14 protein-coding genes are annotated in these 17417 nt (G+C 59.8%); 3 read left to right on the top strand and 11 right to left on the bottom strand.

The genetic code is table 11. From position 1 onward, the window contains the following. The first annotated feature begins 1 nt into the window (after position 1). The 3 genes from nirB to ACR0NO_RS13340 are packed head-to-tail and all read left to right on the top strand — an operon-like array spanning position 2 to position 5405. Positions 2–2437 (top strand): nitrite reductase large subunit NirB, encoded by a 2436-nt coding sequence (gene nirB / locus ACR0NO_RS13350; RefSeq protein ID WP_480724293.1) that lies wholly within the window; start codon positions 2–4, stop codon positions 2435–2437. Beyond that, positions 2434–2766, top strand: coding sequence for a nitrite reductase small subunit NirD (gene nirD / locus ACR0NO_RS13345; RefSeq protein ID WP_480566745.1), 333 nt, complete (start codon positions 2434–2436; stop codon positions 2764–2766). Before nirB ends, nirD begins: the two co-directional genes overlap by 4 nt. Further along, positions 2766–5405, top strand: a complete 2640-nt coding sequence (locus ACR0NO_RS13340; protein ID WP_480724292.1) for a molybdopterin-dependent oxidoreductase — start codon at positions 2766–2768, stop codon at positions 5403–5405. The genes nirD and ACR0NO_RS13340 overlap by 1 nt, the downstream gene beginning before the upstream one ends. A gap of 138 nt (positions 5406–5543) precedes the next feature. On the opposite strand, the gene glnT is transcribed toward ACR0NO_RS13340, so the two are convergent. From glnT to ACR0NO_RS13285, 11 genes are all read right to left on the bottom strand, one after another. Then, complete coding sequence (gene glnT, locus ACR0NO_RS13335; protein WP_480724291.1) at positions 5544–6872, bottom strand: type III glutamate--ammonia ligase; 1329 nt, start codon at positions 6870–6872, stop codon at positions 5544–5546. An 81-nt stretch (positions 6873–6953) separates the two neighbouring features. Continuing rightward, a complete protein-coding gene (locus ACR0NO_RS13330) occupies positions 6954–8282 on the bottom strand; it encodes an FMN-binding glutamate synthase family protein (protein WP_480724395.1) in 1329 nt (442 codons plus the stop codon). 20 nt (positions 8283–8302) lie between these two features. Continuing rightward, a complete protein-coding gene (locus tag ACR0NO_RS13325; RefSeq protein ID WP_480724290.1) occupies positions 8303–8986 on the bottom strand; it encodes a protein GlxC in 684 nt (227 codons plus the stop codon). Position 8987: 1 nt separating this feature from the next. Continuing rightward, positions 8988–9911, bottom strand: coding sequence for a class II glutamine amidotransferase (locus ACR0NO_RS13320; protein ID WP_480724289.1), 924 nt, complete (start codon positions 9909–9911; stop codon positions 8988–8990). A gap of 201 nt (positions 9912–10112) precedes the next feature. Next, entirely contained in the window at positions 10113–10736 is a 624-nt protein-coding gene (locus ACR0NO_RS13315; RefSeq protein ID WP_480724288.1) for a helix-turn-helix domain-containing protein, read from the bottom strand. Between the two features lie 260 nt (positions 10737–10996). Beyond that, entirely contained in the window at positions 10997–12001 is a 1005-nt protein-coding gene (mvaD, locus tag ACR0NO_RS13310) for a diphosphomevalonate decarboxylase (RefSeq protein WP_480724287.1), read from the bottom strand. Continuing rightward, positions 11994–12896 (bottom strand): mevalonate kinase family protein, encoded by a 903-nt coding sequence (locus ACR0NO_RS13305; protein ID WP_480724286.1) that lies wholly within the window; start codon positions 12894–12896, stop codon positions 11994–11996. Before ACR0NO_RS13305 ends, mvaD begins: the two co-directional genes overlap by 8 nt. Further along, positions 12893–14023 carry a GHMP family kinase ATP-binding protein gene (locus tag ACR0NO_RS13300; RefSeq protein ID WP_170675906.1) on the bottom strand — a complete coding sequence of 377 codons (1131 nt, stop codon included), beginning with the start codon at positions 14021–14023 and terminating at the stop codon, positions 12893–12895. The genes ACR0NO_RS13305 and ACR0NO_RS13300 overlap by 4 nt, the downstream gene beginning before the upstream one ends. Then, positions 14007–15173 carry a hydroxymethylglutaryl-CoA synthase gene (locus ACR0NO_RS13295; protein WP_480724284.1) on the bottom strand — a complete coding sequence of 389 codons (1167 nt, stop codon included), beginning with the start codon at positions 15171–15173 and terminating at the stop codon, positions 14007–14009. Before ACR0NO_RS13295 ends, ACR0NO_RS13300 begins: the two co-directional genes overlap by 17 nt. Continuing rightward, positions 15167–16237, bottom strand: coding sequence for a type 2 isopentenyl-diphosphate Delta-isomerase (gene fni / locus ACR0NO_RS13290; protein WP_480724283.1), 1071 nt, complete (start codon positions 16235–16237; stop codon positions 15167–15169). Before fni ends, ACR0NO_RS13295 begins: the two co-directional genes overlap by 7 nt. Further along, on the bottom strand, positions 16234–17268 hold the full coding sequence (locus ACR0NO_RS13285) for a hydroxymethylglutaryl-CoA reductase (RefSeq protein ID WP_480724282.1): 1035 nt from the start codon (positions 17266–17268) through the stop codon (positions 16234–16236). Before ACR0NO_RS13285 ends, fni begins: the two co-directional genes overlap by 4 nt. Positions 17269–17417: the final 149 nt, after the last annotated feature.

Below are 17417 nucleotides of genomic sequence, written 5' to 3'. Positions count from 1 at the left end.
CATGAAGCAAAGACTTGTTGTCATTGGCGCAGGGATGGCCTCAGGCCGGGTGCTGGAACACCTGACTGACACCGCGCCGGATGCGTTCGACATCACCCTGTTCAACGCCGAGCCGCGCGGGAACTACAACCGCATCATGCTCAGCCCAGTCCTGTCGGGTGAGAAGACATACGAAGAGATCGTCACCCATGACGACGCCTGGTATGCCGAGCGTGGCATCACCTGCCGCTTTGGCGAGCAGGTGGCCAAGATCGACCGTGAGATGAAGGTGGTCGAGGGCGTCAACGGACATGTGCCCTACGACAAGCTGGTGATTGCGACAGGGTCAAATCCGTTCATCATCCCGCTACCCGGTCATGATCTGGACGGCGTGATCGCCTATCGCGACCTCGAAGACACCCAGCGGATGATGGGCATGGGCTCGGGCAACAAGGTTGTCATCATCGGCGGAGGTCTGCTGGGGCTTGAGGCCGCCGCGGGTATGGCCGCGCATGGGGTCGACGTGACCGTCGTTCACATCATGGGCCATCTGATGGAACGCCAGTTGGACGAAGCCGCAGGCTATCTGCTGAAGAAATCGCTGGAAGACAAAGGCATCAAGATTTGCCTGCAGGCGAACTCGAAAGAAATCCTCGGGCAAGATGGCAAAGTCCGCGCGCTGCTTCTGGACGACGGGACCGAACTGCCCTGTGATCTGCTGGTCATGGCCGTGGGTATTCGCCCCAATACGGCTCTGGCGCAAGAGGCTGGTCTGGCCACAGGGCGCGGTATCCACGTTGACGACCAGATGCTGACCTCGGACCCGGATGTCTACGCGGTGGGCGAATGCGTCGAACATGAAGGGGCGGTCTTTGGCCTTGTCGCGCCGCTCTATGATCAGGCGAAAGTGGCGGCGCAGGCGCTGTTGGGCGAAGAGGCTGCGTTTGTTCAGAAAACCCTCTCGACCAAGTTGAAGGTCACCGGCTGCGATTTGTTCAGCGCGGGCGATTTCGCGGATGGGCCTGGACGCGAGGATATCGTATTCCGCGACCCCTCGCGCGGCGTCTACAAGCGGCTGGTCATCGAAGAAAATCGTCTGATCGGCGCGGTCATGTATGGCGACACTGCCGAAGGAAGTTGGTTCTTCGGGCTGATCAAGGACGGCACCAGTATCGAAGACATGCGTGAGACGCTGATCTTTGGGCCCGCCTATCAGGGAGGAGATACCGCGGACCCTCTTTCAGCCGTTGCAGCATTGCCGCCTGAGGCGGAAATTTGCGGCTGCAACGGCGTATGCAAAGGTGACATTGTCGAGGCGATCAACGCAGGTGCCAGCGATCTGGGCGCCGTGCGTGCAAGCACCAAGGCCAGCGCATCCTGCGGGACATGCACGGGGCTGGTTGAACAGGTGTTGCAAGTCACTCTGGGCGATGAGTTCCAAATGCCAACGGCGCAACCGATCTGCGGATGCACCGATCTGACCCATGAAGATGTACGCCGTCTGATCAAGGGGCAGGAACTAAAAAGCCAGGCCGCCGTTTGGCAAGAGCTAAGCTGGACAACGCCGAACGGCTGCCATGTCTGCCGCCCTGCAATCAACTACTACCTTCTGGCCGACTGGCCGCTGGAATACCAAGACGACCCGCAAAGCCGGTTCGTGAACGAACGCAAGCACGCCAACATCCAGAAAGACGGCACATTCAGCGTTGTCCCGCGCATGTGGGGAGGCATCACCACCCCCGAAGAATTGCGCGCCATCGCGGATGCGGCGGACAAATACGACGTGCCCACGGTGAAAGTCACCGGCGGTCAGCGCATCGACTTGTTGGGCGTGAAGGGTGAAGATCTGCCCGCCATCTGGTCTGATCTGAACCAGGCCGGTCTGGTCTCGGGGCATGCTTATTCCAAGGGGCTGCGTACCGTCAAAACCTGCGTCGGCACCGATCATTGCCGCTTTGGCACGCAAGACAGCACGGGTCTAGGCATCAAGCTTGAGAAAATCCTGTGGGGCTCCTGGACCCCGCACAAGCTGAAATTGGCGGTGTCAGGTTGCCCGCGCAACTGCGCCGAGGCGACCTGCAAGGATATCGGTGTGGTCTGCGTGGAATCAGGGTACCAGATCAGCATCGGCGGGGCCGCCGGTATGGACGTCAAAGAGACCGAGCTCCTGTGTCAGGTTCCAACTGAAGACGAAGCGATCGAGGTCGTGATGGCCGTCACTCAGGCCTATCGCGAAGGCGGCAAGTATCTGGACCGCTTGTATAAATGGCTGGGCAAGGTGGGCATGGACTGGGTCAAGGCTCAGGTCGTCGAGGACCGGGAGAACCGTGCCGCTCTGGTCGAACGGTTCGAACTGTCCCAAAGCATCTACCGCAAGGATCCGTGGGCGGAACACGTCAAAGACAAGGCGCAGACCTATGCGCCGATCGCAGATTTCACACTGGAGGCCGCGGAATGAGCTGGATTGACATCGGACATATCGAAGACATCCCACTACGTGGCGCGCGTTTGGTGAAAACGCATATCGGCTGTATCGCGGTCTTCCGCACCGCCGAGGCCGAGGTCTTCGCCGCCACCAACAGCTGCCCCCACAAAGGCGGGCCGCTGTCCGAGGGGATCGTGCATGGGCATTCGGTCACCTGCCCTCTGCACAACTGGGTCTTCGACCTGAACACAGGTCAGGCGCAGGGCGCTGACGAGGGGCAGATCGCCACCTATCCGGTGCGTCTCGAAGGCGGGCGCATCCTGTTGGATGCCAGCACAGTCTCTCACCGGAGCGCCGCCTGATGGACGGCACTGGCCTGCCCGAGGTCCGCTCGACCTGCGCTTATTGCGGGGTCGGCTGTGGCGTCCTGCTGCGCCCCGACGGGGCCGGAGGGCTGGCCGTACGCGGCGACCCGGACCACCCGGCAAACCATGGCCGGCTCTGTTCGAAGGGCTTGGCTTTGGGTGAGACCCTCGGCCTCGACCACCGCCTGCGAAACCCGCGCGCATTTGGTGAGGATGTCAGCTGGGATGACGCCCTTGAACTGGTTGCGGATCGGTTCTCATCGGCGATCAAGGCGCACGGGCCGGACAGTGTTGCCTTCTACGTCTCGGGGCAATTGCTGACCGAGGACTACTATGTCGCCAACAAGCTGATGAAGGGGTTCATCGGGTCGGCGAATATCGACACCAATTCGCGGCTCTGCATGGCATCCACCGTGGCCGGGCACAAACGCGCTTTTGGCACAGATACCGTGCCCGGAACCTATGAGGATCTGGATCAGGCCGATTTGGTTATTCTGGTCGGCTCAAACCTCGCGTGGTGCCATCCGGTTCTCTATCAACGGCTCATGGCGGCACGTAAGGCGCGTGGGACCCGGATCGTTGTGATCGACCCGCGCAGAACGGCAAGTTGCGATCAGGCGGATCTACACCTGCCTCTGGCACCGGGCAGCGATGTGGCCCTATTCAACTATCTGCTTGGCCGCATTCACGAATCCGGAAAGGTCGACGCGGGTTTTCTGAGCCATACGAAAGGGTTCACCGACGCATTGGCCGCCGCGCAAAAGGACAACCCGGCGGCGACCGATCTGGATCAAAAAGACCTCGACACCTTCTGCGACATGTGGATCAGGACCGAGCGCGTGGTCACGATCTTTAGCCAAGGTGTCAATCAGTCTTCCAGCGGGACGGACAAGGTCAACGCGATCCTGAATTGCCATTTGGCTGCGGGCCGGATCGGTCGACCCGGCATGGGGCCGTTTTCCGTCACCGGGCAGCCGAACGCCATGGGCGGGAGAGAAGTCGGTGGGTTGGCCAATATGCTCGCCTGCCATCTGGATATCGAAAACGAAAACCACCGCGCGGCGGTTCAGCGGTTCTGGGCTGCACCAAACATGCCCAAGAAACCGGGGCTGAAAGCCGTCGACCTGTTTCGAGAGATCGAAAAAGGGCAGATCAAGGCTCTCTGGGTGATCCATACCAACCCCGCCGTCACCATGCCCGAGGCCGACCGGGTGCAGGCCGCCATCAAAGCCTGTCCCTTCACGGTTGTCAGCGACCTGACCGAACATACAGACACCGCCCGCGTCGCAGATGTGGTGTTGCCCGCAGCTGGATGGGCCGAGAAAAGCGGCACCGTTACCAACTCGGACCGCACGATCAGCCGCCAGCGCGCCGTCCTGACTCCTCCGGGCAATGCGCGGGCCGATTGGGACATCCTCGCGGAGGTGGGCCGCCGTATGGGGTGGCAAGAGGCGTTCAATTATACCTCGCCTGCGCAGATTTTCCGCGAATACGCTGCCCTGTCATTGGTGGCCAAACCCTTTGGGCGCGATTTCGACATCTCTGGATATGCTGACTTGTCGGACGACGACTATGCCGAGCTGCAACCAACCCGCTGGCCGGTGACGCCTGACGGCACTGGAGGGAGGTTCTTTGGCGACGGGCAGTTCTTCCACCCTGACGGCAAAGCCCGCCTGATCCCGGTCAGCCACAGACCGCCCGAGGCGAAGGCCTCGGACCGCTACCCGTTCCTTCTGAACACCGGGCGTACACGGGACCAATGGCACACCATGACCCGCACTGGCCTGTCACCGCGCCTGTCGTCGCACTTTGCTGAGCCTTTCATTGAGGTTCACCCGGATGATGCGGATCGTTTCGGGCTAGACCCCGACAGCTTGGTCGAGGTCAAAAGCGCGGTCGGGGCATGTATCTTCCGACTAAAGGCAACCGATGCCGTCGCGCCCGGACAGGTGTTCGCGCCGATCCACTGGACAGGCGAAACAGCCCCCTCGGCCCGTGTCGATGCATTGATACCCGGCGTCACAGATCCTGTGTCAGGCCAACCCGAAAGCAAAGCCGCTGCCGTGTCCCTGCAACCCATGAAGGCGGGTTGGTATGGTTTTGCAGTCTCCGCGACGCCTCCGTCACCGGCGGCAGAGTATAGGGCAACGGCGAAAACCGAAAACGGCTACAGAACAGAGCTGGCGGGATATGAGATGCCCTCGGACTGGGAGAAAACGGCCCGAGACTGGTTCCAACTACCGGACGCCCTGTCCACATCGGTCGAAGACCCTAAGCGGGGGTCTTTCAGGATCGCTCTATCAAACGGTCCACGCGTCCTTGCTGTTCTCTTTGTCTCTCGGGAACCTGTGACCTTGATGAGGGAGTATATTGCAACCCTGCCCGATGCCGAAACTCATCATCTCCTGTCCGGACGATCCGCAAACGGCGTCGAGGATGGCGGGCCGATTATCTGCTCCTGTTTCGGGGTCGGACTCAATACGATCGTCCGGGCCATCGGTACCCAGAACATCGGTGATGTCGATGAAATTGGCAGGCTCTTGCAGGCGGGTACAAACTGTGGCTCATGCCGCCCGGAACTGTCAGGATTGCTCACCAAATTCTCGGTTCCGATTTTGCAGGACGTCGAACCCTAGGCGCAGGACCTGATCTGGGTCCTGCAAGGTCGCCAATTTCTCCACACAGATAAGCATATCTGGCGCGTGGTCCTGCGCGCTAAAGGCGTGGCCAAAAAGACCGAGGCCGCTGCTTTTGCTGCGGCCTCTTTTTTGCTCTCAGATGTCCAGCGTATGTTGTTTTTCCCAGTTCGAGAAGTGGGACACGAACGAGTTCCACTCCTGATGCTTCATCTTCAGGAAAGCGCCAGAGAACTCCTGCCCCATCATCTCTTTCAACTCGGCATCCTTGTCGTATTCGCGCAACCCATCCAGCATGTTCAGCGGCAGTTTGGGCGCGTCAGTGACAGTGTGGCCTTCGGCGTACATGTCGATGTCGTAGCGCGGTCCCGGATCAGCCTTGCTGCGGATGCCCGACAGACCGGCGGCGATGATCACCGCCTGCAGCAGATACGGATTCGCCGCCCCATCGGGCAGGCGCAGTTCGAACCGCCCCGGGCCGGGGACGCGCACCATATGAGTGCGGTTGTTGCCGGTCCATGTCACTGTGTTGGGCGCCCATGTGGCGCCTGACATGGTGCGCGGGGCGTTGATGCGCTTGTAGCTGTTCACCGTCGGGTTGGTGATCGCCGCCAACGCGCTGGCGTGTTTCATGATGCCGCCGAGAAAGTATTTGCCCTGCTCGCCTAGCCCAACCTCTCCGGTAGGGCCGTCGCCGTCGCCCGCAAACACGTTGGTCTTCGCATCCGCGCCCGGCGCGTCCCAAACCGAGATATGGGCGTGGCAGCCATTGCCCGTCAGCCCTTCGACCGGTTTGGGCATAAAAGTGGCGCGCAGCCCATGCTTCTCGGCCACGGATTTGGTCATGAACTTGAAGAAGGAATGCTTGTCGGCGGTTCTCAGAACATCATCGAATTCCCAATTCATCTCGAACTGGCCATTGGCGTCCTCGTGGTCGTTCTGATACGGGCCCCAGCCAAGGTCCAACATGTAGTCGCAGATCTCGCGCACCACGTCATAGCGGCGCATTACAGCCTGCTGGTCATAACAGGGTTTTTCCGCGGTATCGAACGGGTCGCTGATCTGCTCGCCATCGGGGGTCAGCAGGAAGAACTCGGCTTCGATGCCGGTTTTTACATGCAGGCCCATCTCGGCGGCCTCGTCGATCAGACGGCGTAGCACGTTGCGTGGGGCTTGGGCCACATCCTGCCCCTGCATCACGCAATTACCGGCAACCCAAGCGACTTCGGGCTTCCATGGCAGTTGAATCACCGAGGACGGGTCCGGCACCGCCAGCATGTCGGGATGCGCGGGGGTCATATCCAGCCAAGTGGCGAACCCGGCAAAACCGGCGCCCTCTTTCTGCATGTCGGCAATGGCTTGTGCGGGAACCAGTTTGGCCCGCTGTCCACCGAACAGGTCGGTGAACGAAATCATGAAATATTTGACGCCTTTTTCTTTGGCGAAAGCTGCCAGATCTGTCGTCATGGTCGGCCTTCCTTTCCCTGTTTATCAATCCCAATAGAAGAAAGACGCAGCCTCGTGGGACCGCGCCTTCCGAATGTCAGATCAGAACCCGGCCTTGCCCGGATACCAGTCGGTGCCTGCCAGGGGCACTTTTGCCATCGCAGCCGCCTCCATCGTCAGGGCACACAAGTCCTCGGGTTCAAGATTGTGCAAGTGATTGTGGCCGCAGGCCCGCGCGATGGTCTGCGCCTCAAGCGTCATGACCTTCAGGTAGTTGCGCAGCTGTCGCCCGGCATCAACCGGGTCAAGACGCGCGGCAAGCTCGGGGTCTTGGGTGGTGATGCCCGCGGGGTCCTTCCCTTCATGCCAGTCGTCATAGGCCCCGGTTGTGGTGCCCAGCTTCTGATACTCAGCTTCCCATTTCGGGTCGTTGTCGCCAAGGGCAACCAGAGCCGCGGTGCCTATCGCCACCGCATCCGCGCCAAGCGCCATCGCCTTGGCCACGTCTGCCCCGGTGCGGATACCGCCCGAGATCACAAGCTGCACCTCGCGATGCACCCCCAAATCCTGCAGCGCCTGCACTGCGGGTCGGATACAGGCCAGCGTCGGAATGCCCACATGTTCGATGAACACATCCTGCGTGGCCGCCGTGCCGCCCTGCATGCCGTCCATGACAACCACATCGGCTCCGGCTTTTACCGCCAGTGCGGTGTCATAGTAAGGCCGCGTCGCGCCGACCTTGACGTAGATTGGCACCTGCCAGTTGGTGATCTCACGCAATTCGAGGATCTTGATCTCAAGATCATCCGGCCCGGTCCAGTCCGGGTGGCGACAGGCCGAGCGCTGGTCGATCCCCTTGGGCAAGGTCCGCATCTCGGCCACGCGGTCGCTGATCTTCTGGCCCAGAAGCATGCCGCCGCCGCCGGGTTTGGCCCCCTGCCCCACCACGATCTCAATCGCGTCAGCCTTGCGCAGGTCGTTGGGGTTCATGCCATAGCGCGAGGGCAGATACTGATAGACCAGCTTGGTCGAGTGGCCGCGTTCCTCGGGCGTCATACCGCCATCGCCAGTCGTGGTCGAAGTGCCGGCCGCTGAAGCGCCGCGGCCCAAGGCCTCTTTGGCCGGTCCCGAAAGCGCGCCAAAGCTCATACCTGCGATGGTGATCGGGATATCCAACTGGATCGGGTTCTTGGCAAAACGCGTGCCCAGCGTCACCGAGGTATCACAGCGTTCGCGATAGCCCTCCAGCGGATAGCGTGAGACGGAGGCCCCCAGAAACAGCAGGTCATCGAAATGCGGTACCTTGCGTTTGGCGCCTCCACCCCGGATATCATAGATACCGGTGGCCGCCGCGCGGCGGATCTCGGCGTTGATCGGGTTGGAAAAAGTCGCCGACTGGATCGGCACGGTGCGGGGGGTCTGATCGTCCATATCTTTCATACCCTTCATCCTTAATAAGCGGCCGAGTTGTCGACGTCGAAGTTATACAGCTGACGCGCCGAGCCATAGCGTTTGAACTCTTCCGGCTTGGCATCGCTGCCTGCGCGGTCAAGCAGATCCTTCAGGATCTCGAGATGCTCCGGGCGCATCTCTTTCTCGATACAATCCGCGCCGAGGCTTTTAACCGAGCCGCGCACGAACAGCCGCGCCTCGTAGAGGGAATCCCCCAGCGCGTCGCCAGCATCACCGCAAACCACCAGATTGCCCGCCTGCGCCATGAAGGCCGACATATGGCCGATGTTGCCGTGCACCACGATGTCGATCCCCTTCATCGAGATCCCGCAGCGCGAGCTGGCATTGCCCTTGATCACCAGCAGCCCGCCATGGCCTGTGGCCCCAGCGTACTGGCTGGCATCGCCATCGACGATCACCTGACCAGACATCATGTTCTCGGCCACGCCCGGCCCAACCGAGCCTTCGACCCGCACGGTGGCCTGCTGGTTCATGCCTGCACAGTAGTACCCGGTCGAACCTTTCACGGTCACCTCGATCGGTGCGTCCAACCCGACCGCGATGGCGTGGCTGCCCTTGGGATTCACCACCTCCCAGCTGGTCAGGTTGGTCTCTTTGCTTTGCTCCTGCAAGGACGCGTTCAACCCGCGCAGGCCGTCGGCCTCAAGATCGTAGGTCTGCATTTTACGCGGCCTTTTTGTTGGGAAATTCTGTGTGGGACCAGAAGTAGACCGTCGCCGGCTCCGGCTCCCACACGCGGGCATCTTCAATGCCGGGCAGGTTCACCAAGGCGCGGTATTCACTGCCAAAGGCCACATATTGATCGGTTTCCGCCATGACCGCCGGCTTGCAGGCAATCGGGTCACGGACCACGCCGAACCCGTCCTTGGTGCCGACGACAAAGGTGAAGAACCCGTCCAAATCTTCAAGGCTGCTTTCCAGCGCCTCGCCGAGAGACGCGCCGTTCATCATTTTCCACGTCAGGTAAGCGGCGCCCACCTCGGTGTCGTTCTCAGTCTGGATATGTACTCCTTCACGGCGCAGCTTGCGCCGCAGCGAGTTATGATTGGACAGCGATCCGTTATGCACCAAACACTGGTCATCCCCAGTGTTGAACGGGTGCGCACCCATCGTGGTCACCGCTGATTCAGTGGCCATTCGCGTGTGGCCGATCCCATGCGTTCCGGTCATGCCGCTGAGGTTGAAGCGCGCGGCAACATCTTTGGGCAGTCCGACCTCTTTGTAGATCTCAAGGCTCTCCCCTCGGCTCATGATCCGGACCGAGGGGCGGATCTCGGCCAGCGCGGCGCGTGCAACCTCGAATTGATCGCCGGGGATATCCAACACCGCATGGGTATCGTTGATCGTCTGGGTCACGGAGGTATTCAGGCTCTGGCCCAGCTCATCCGCCAGTCCGGCAAAGTCCTGTTCGGGGTTTGCAGACTGAACGGTAACCTTCGTGATGCCCCGAGATGGATCGCCATAGATCGCGATACCAGCGCTGTCGGGGCCACGGTCGGTCATGGTGATCAGCATATCCGTCAACATCTCACCCAGCTTGGGCGACAGTGACTGGTCTTTAAGGAATAGTCCGACAATTCCGCACATGGCAGACAGCTCTCCTTGCGTGTTTCGTTACGCATGTACGCTAGCAACAAAACATCGGATCCTCAATAACTAGAGGAAATGTTTTTTCCTACCAGGCAAATTTTGCCTAATCTCTGAGCGCACAGTAATACGCCGTCCCCTGTAGGTCCGGATAACGCGCCATTCGGCTAGCTGATCATCAACATTTTTTTAAAAGGCGGATCAGCTTGTCTGAGGGTAACTGATCACCGACAGGTACCGCGCTGGCAGGCTGACCAATCTTTCAGGTCCATGTGGCGCATCCGCGTCGAAGAACAGAGTATCACCGGGTTTCAACGGAAAAACCCGATCACCATGGCGATAATCCACCTCACCCTCCAGCATATAGATCGTTTCAATCCCGCCATGCTGGAAGGTTGGGAAAACATCCGATTCCGCGGTCAGAGTGATCAGATAAGGCTCGACAATCACGCCCGAACCATTGGCGCCTAAATGGCCAAGAAGGTTGTATTGGTGATGCGCCCGCGTACCTTCACGCTCTAACTCGACGCCTTCACCGGCCTTGGTGTGGACAGCGTCGCGACGTTCTTCAAAACGGCGAAAAAAGCTGGTCAGCGGAACCGACAACGCATCGGCCAGCAGTTGCAGCGTGGTCAGCGAAGGCGACGTGTTGCCGTTTTCGATCTTGGACAGCATCCCGATCGACAGGCCGGTAACCTGCGCCAACTCGGCAACAGTAGTGTTCTGTTGCTTGCGAAAGGCCCGAACCTCGCGACCGATGGCCACTTCCAGAACCTTTTCCCGGTCACCAGACCGGATCGAATGAGGATCCTGCGTGAGTTTCATTGTAGAGGCTCTGTCGTTTGGGTTGGCCGTCATATCCACTGCCCTTGCTACAAGTGTTTGAGCCTGTTCGGCAAGGCGCTGAGCCTGCAAGTTGGATAGCGAAGCCTTTGGTGAAAGTCTATTGCCCGCCAAAGGGCAGGAAGACTTGAGGGCATTGCCAACCTCCAACGCCTGGTGAGCGTGCATTGGATCGCGCGCGGTCACCTTCCAAAGCGTGACACGTTCGGCAGCGGCGACCACTCAATCTTGTGTCGTGGCTTCTATGCGTTTGACCATTCGAACGGAGATATCACGCGGGCGTCAGGAAACGCTTGCAGGACATCTGCCTCGGCTTCTTTCAGGAAAACCAGCTTGATATTCGCCCCCGCATCCATCGTGGCATAGGTTGCAAGACCATCTTTGCGGGCCTGCCACAAACGATGCAGGATCACCCAGCTTTGATCTGAAAGGTAGGTCAGCGAAGGGCGCGCAGCTTGCATGGTCGCGTGCATGGCCAACGCATTTGCCTCGGCCGTTTGGCCTAGGGTTTCAAAGTCTCTCTCATTGATCGCTTGCTCGATGGTCTTGCAGTCCCGATCGGCCATCTCGGGCCAGCTGGAAAACAGAGGGCTTGTATCGACTGTGTGGTTCATTCCATCGCGGGACGAGTGCAGTTTCGGGCCTGTGTCCACCTCGACAATGGCAATGCGGAACTCCGGCCATACCGGCTCAAGCGGCACGCCGTGGCTGTCACCGCCGTCAGCGCGCATGCCCTTGTCCCAACGCACAAAGCCGTGCCAGAGCGAACGGGTTGCGCTGCCGCTGCCCAATCGGGCGATCAGGCTCATGTCCTGTGCTTGCAGGTCCAACCCGAAACTGCCACATAGCGCGCGGGTCAACGCAGCAAAGCCCGAGGCGGAGGATGCCAAACCGGCCGCCGTCGGAATTGTGTTTCTGGTCGAAATCATCAGTGGCACATCGCGGCCACCGCGAAACAAATCCGCAAACGCAAGCGCCTTGCGCGCGAACTCTGAGGTCGGCGGCAGAGGCTGACCGTCCAGCAAAACCTGATCCGACCCGCTCTGGGATGGCTCGACAGTTGTATGAGACCCCCATTCCGCCAAAGAGATCGACAAGGAACTGTTGAGCGGCAGATTCAACGCTCTGTCCCGCTTGCCCCAGTATTTCGACAACGCAATATTGCTTGGGGCATAGGCGCTGAAGCTTTGAACCCCGTCCGCGTCTCGCATCGCTTGCTGAATGAGGGTCTGAACGGCGTCAGTCATGTATGATCAGTCCTTCGCTGGCCAGTGTCATCGGAGTGAACGCGTCAGGCGGCGCTCCCAGGGCCAGAACGCAATCGCCCAAGCCAGAGCCCGAGATCTTGGCCGCCATGACTCCTTCGGCCTGTCGGGCCGATGTGATGATCCGGTTCAAGGTTTCGTCGCTCACACCCAAATCCTCCATCCGGTTTTGATAGTTCATCAGGGCGTCCGCGAAGGCCACCCAATCGCGGTCCTTTGCTGCATTGATGGCATGATCGGCCAAGTCACCCATATCGGCATAAAGCGTTTTGAACTCGGCCTCTCTTACGATCATCCGTTCAGCAACCTTTTGCAACACAACCGAGGTGGGGGTCTTGTATCCACAGTATCGCAGGCTGATCGTCGGAGGGTGAGGCAGTGCCACCATCTCTGGGTTTGGTGGAGCGCGGTAAGCCAGCATACCGCCCTGCAAGCTGGCGGCCAAATCGGCGCCACTGCCGCGGCCCTGAATGTCCTGAATGATCTGATAGGCCTTGGAGTGAATACCGTTCAACGGCTGACCCGTGACCGTGAGAACGGCCCCCAGAGCGGCAATGGCCACGGCGGCGGACGACCCCAGCCCAAGCGTCGGGTCAATCTCCGACGTAATCGAGATATCCATCCCGACGTCAATCGCATCCCTGTGCATGGCGATTGCAGCAAGGACAAACTTGTAGGGCCCTGCAGCTTGCACCTGATCCAAATCGACCGTTTGCGTTTCGGCAATCTCGGAGGAGAGACGCACCAGTTGATCGGTGCGCGGTCGCAGCGTCACCGTTAGTCTTTGTTCAATCGCGGCCACGATGGCTCTGGAGCCATAAACGACTGCATGTTCTCCGGTCATCATGACCGATCCCGGTGCGCTGGCCCGTATCATGAATTGGCCCCGTCTGAGCTGCGGCTAGGGGCCTTGCCCATCGCTGCACCTGCCGAGGCCAGACGCAGCGCGGACCATTGCATCTGAGGATAGCCCAACATGAAATCGGCCATTTTGTCATGGTCCTCCATGTGCACCAGAACCACCCCGCCGAAATCACCGCGTACAGACCCCCCACCGCAGATTTTAGCCGCACCGCTAATGCCTTCGATCTGTCTGACAAACGTTTGGCAAGGGTCTGGCACGACACCGATCATTTCCAGCAATCGCTGGTTTTCGGAAATCGCATCGTCCGGGTCATGCCCCGAGGCAATCGCGGTCAAAAACGCGGTCGTACAGTCGCCGAAACGTTGCCAAAGGGCGTCGTTCTGTGCGTGTTCGGCCTTGACCGCACTGACGCATTCGCCGGTGCTGCTTTCAGGCCGGCCGTGCAGGACCCAATACCACCCGTTCCCCGTCAGTAAACCATGATCCAGCGGCAATTCCGGCGCCGCGATACCCGTTTCGCCTGCACGCACAAGGCCGCCTCGGACAACTGCGGCGGCATCTATCGGCCCTGCACGCCCATGCTTGAGACGCTCGCAAAACCGGACCCGCTCATACCTCTCTTCAAGCGTCTTAGGCCGCTCCAACAGGTTTTCGAACAACACCGTTGTTGCCGCGACGATGGCGGCAGACGACCCCATACCCGCGCCGATCGGTAGCTCTGATCGACTGGCCAGCTGTCCCGGGGCCAGTTTGCTGTTCATCGCACCAATGCCGGGGATCACGGATCCGGGCGCTGCGAGGCTGTCATGCAACAAAGAGGCCAGAGTATAGACCGCCAGATCATCCGGACGCGTGAGGATCTTGTGGACATCCAACTCGCCGCGCGTGAATTGATCAAAGCGCTGATCCAGTGACGACTTGAACTGAGACAACAGTTTCAAAGGGTAGTATTCGCCTGACGACAGGTTCTCGAACGCGGTCTTCAGGCCTTCACCCAAGCCCAGCGGCTGAAACGACACTTCGGTATAGCGGGCCACAGCCATTGCCAGCGCGGGCATGCCGTACAGAACCGAATGCTCTCCGGACAGGATCAGCTTACCGGGCGCGTGGGCCCAGACTTTATCATGCGGTGCGGTCAACGTAGATGCGCTTGTTGTCGTCAATGCTTGCCAGTCTGTAGCGCCCTTTTGCCTCATCGGGCATGGGCGTATCTGTCCCGTCCTCGCCATTCATCGGGTGCCAAAGGGCAACATATTCATTATATGAGACGGCGGTCCGGTCCTCTAGGATTTCCCGGTGGCGGGGAGCAAACAGATGATCGCGGTAGCCTTCGACCACCTTGGCATCAAAGAACTCACCGGTCGCGCCGGACCCGTAGGAAAACAGTCCCAAGGACTTGCCAGCCAGATCGCTATCGATGTTCTCCAGCGTGGACAGGATCGCAAGGTACATCGACGCGGTATAGCTGTTCCCGACCTGGCGATTGTAGATCATCCCCGGCGAAGCGGCCTGCATATCAGCCTCGGCTTTTGCCTCTTTCGCCAGACGCAGATGCGCCTTTTCGCCCATACGCGAGAATGGCAGGTGATAGCAGAACTGCGCAAACCCATCGTAGGGCAAACCGCCATTTGCCTGATAATCGCGCCAGGACTCCACCAGCGCCCCGAGATAACGCAGCGCCGAGTACTTACCGTCAACCAAGGGTGTGCGCCGGTGGTTGGGGCGCCAGAAATCCATGATGTCTTCGGTAAAAAGGCCCGAGACAGTGCCGATCTCCAACAGTGTCGGATTGGCCGTGACCAGCATCGCAACGGCTGAGGCCCCCTGCGTCGCCTCGCCCGAGCTGTCCAGATCATAGCGCGCGATATCCGAGGCGATCACAAGCACCTTACGATCCGGCTTGCGTGCCACATGAGCGCAGGCCATTTGCAGGGCGGCGGTGGCAGAATAGCAGGCCTGCTTCAGTTCCACATTGCGCAGGTTCGACGGCAACCCGAGAAGCCGCTGCACATAGATACCCGCCGATTTCGATTGGTCGATCCCTGTTTCCGTCGCAAACAAGATGGTGTCGATCCCGTCTGCTCCGTGTTGATCAATGATCGGCTTCGCGGCCTCGGCGGCCAAGGTCACAACATCTTCGTCATGCCCGGGCATGGCGATCTTTTCCTGCCCGATCCCACGCGAGAACTTGGCCGGGTCGATGCCGTGATGCTGGGCCAGAGTGTCCAGCGAAATATAGCGATGAGGCGTAAAAAAGCTCATCGCGCTGATACCAGTAGAGATTACCAAAACTTTGACCTTGATCGGATCAGTGAGACATTTGCCTTCAGCTGAGATACGTCGGCGCAGCCCAAAAGAAACATCGCCGTCTGAAATTCGCGACGTAACTTTTCGATTTGACGGATGACCTGCATGCGCGACTCCTGCGCTGCGGCCAAAAACGGAGCGGCCATTCCGCACAGATCTGCGCCCAGAATGATAGATTTGGCCATGTCCACACCGTCTCGTAAACCGCCGCTGGCGATGAGTGTTGTTGGGTCGGTCTTTTTGACCAAGACGTCCCGAGTTTCAAGCAGACTCTCGACCGTCGTCAGGCCCCAATCCTGAAAAACCAGCCCCAGATCGTCCTGCTCGTCTGCGCGGCGGTGATATTCGATCCTGCTCCAGGAAGTACCCCCGCGACCGGCCACGTCGAAATGGCGTATACCGGCGTCATAGGCCAGCTCGACATCAGGGCCGGACAGCCCGGCACCAACCTCTTTGATCAGCACAGGCACCGACATTTTCGACACCAGATCAGAGATCTTGCCAGACAGGTTGGAAAAGTCGCGATCCCCTTCGACCTGCACGGCCTCTTGCAACGGATTGAGGTGCAGATACAGCCCGTCGGCTTCAAGCGCCTGAACGGCCTGAAGACAGTGGTTTGCATCTAGCCCCGCATTCAACTGCACCGCGCCGATATTGCCGATCAGAGGTATGCTCGGCGCGGCATCGCGCAGTTGAAAACTACCCTTCGAAGCAGGATCGGCGAATAACACGCGTTGTGAGCCGACCGACATCGCCACCCTGGTCGCCTCGGCCGCCTCTGCAAGGTTGCGATTGATCCTTGCGATCTCATCACCGGTTCCACCCGTCATCGACGAAATCAGCAGCGGAAAGCTGAGCGGCTTTTCCAGAAACCGGGTGCTGGTGTCGATTGCATCCAGATCCAGCTCAGGCAAGGCGCGATGGGTCAGAGAGATCGCGTCAAACCCGCTGCGCCCGCGTTCGACGTCGGGGTCCTCCAGAACGGCGCGCAGATGGTCCAGCTTGCGCCCGGCCACGCTGCGGTCGGCGGGTTTGGGCTTGGTCATCGTTCCAGTTCCATATGGGTGCGCACCAGCTCTCCGGGATTGGTTTGCGCGGCCATCAAAGACAGCTCACCGCACAGCACAGCACCGGCACAGATGCCAGCCAGCCGACGGGCGTTTTCACCCGCCTCGCGTTCCTCCTTGCACCCCATCAGGCGCAGGCTTTCTTCGACCTGCTCATTGCCTTTGCCTGCCCCGACCGAACCGACAATCAGGTTCGGCAAGGTGCATGAGAAATACAGATCTTCACCGCGCGCCTCGCAATGAACGATACCTTGGCTGCCCTCAATGATATTCGCGGCGTCCTGACCGGTGGCCAGATAGAAGGCCAGCAGAATGTTTGCGAAATGCGCATTGGCGCTGCGCAGAGATCCCGCAAGATTGCCACCAATCAGGTTCTTTTCGAGATTGAGCGCAACCATCTGCTCTGGCGTTGTGCGCAACATGCGCCGCAGCAGTCGGCCCGGGATTTCCACTTCGGCAATGACGTATTTGCCCCGCCCCAAAAGCCCATTCGCAGCGGATGCCTTTTTGTCGGTACACAGATTGCCCGAGATCGACGCGTAGGCCAAATGCGGTTGGTCGTCCAAGACCCAGTTCAACACCGCCTCAGCCGCCTTGGTCACCATATTGTGACCCGAGGCATCCCCGGTGGAACACTCGATCCGAATAAACAGCAAGTTCCCAGCGATCTGGCGATTCAGCTTGATCAGGCGGGCAAAGCGGCTGGTCGAGGATATGATCTCAGCCACCTTGTCCGTCTGCGCCTCGATCCGTTGCCAGGCTTGATGCGCCGAGGCCGCATCCTGCGCCCGCACAGCGATGGAGCGAGTCATCCGCTCATCAACCAGGGTGACCTGAATGCCGCCTGCATGCCGCGAAACACCCGCACCGCGCGCGGTGGAGGGCCATAAGGGCGTCTCGAACGTTGCCAGAGGGACGCTGACCTCTCCGGACACCAGATCCCCCCTGAACAGAATCGGCCCAACCCATTGGGTTGGAAGCGGGGTCACGAACGTAGATTTGGCGCGCACCTGATTACCCTTTTCAGCTTCGGTCGACAAAAGCGTCTGATCCGATGAGGGGTATCACCAGACCAAAGGGCCAATGTCAAACCGCGAAAGTTTAACATAGCGGTCGTCGCGGCGATCCCAACGGATAAACGCATCCCGCATCAGCGACA

Source organism: Ruegeria sp. CL3 (assembly GCF_056536505.1).
This window is presented reverse-complemented; position numbering and strand designations above follow the sequence as displayed.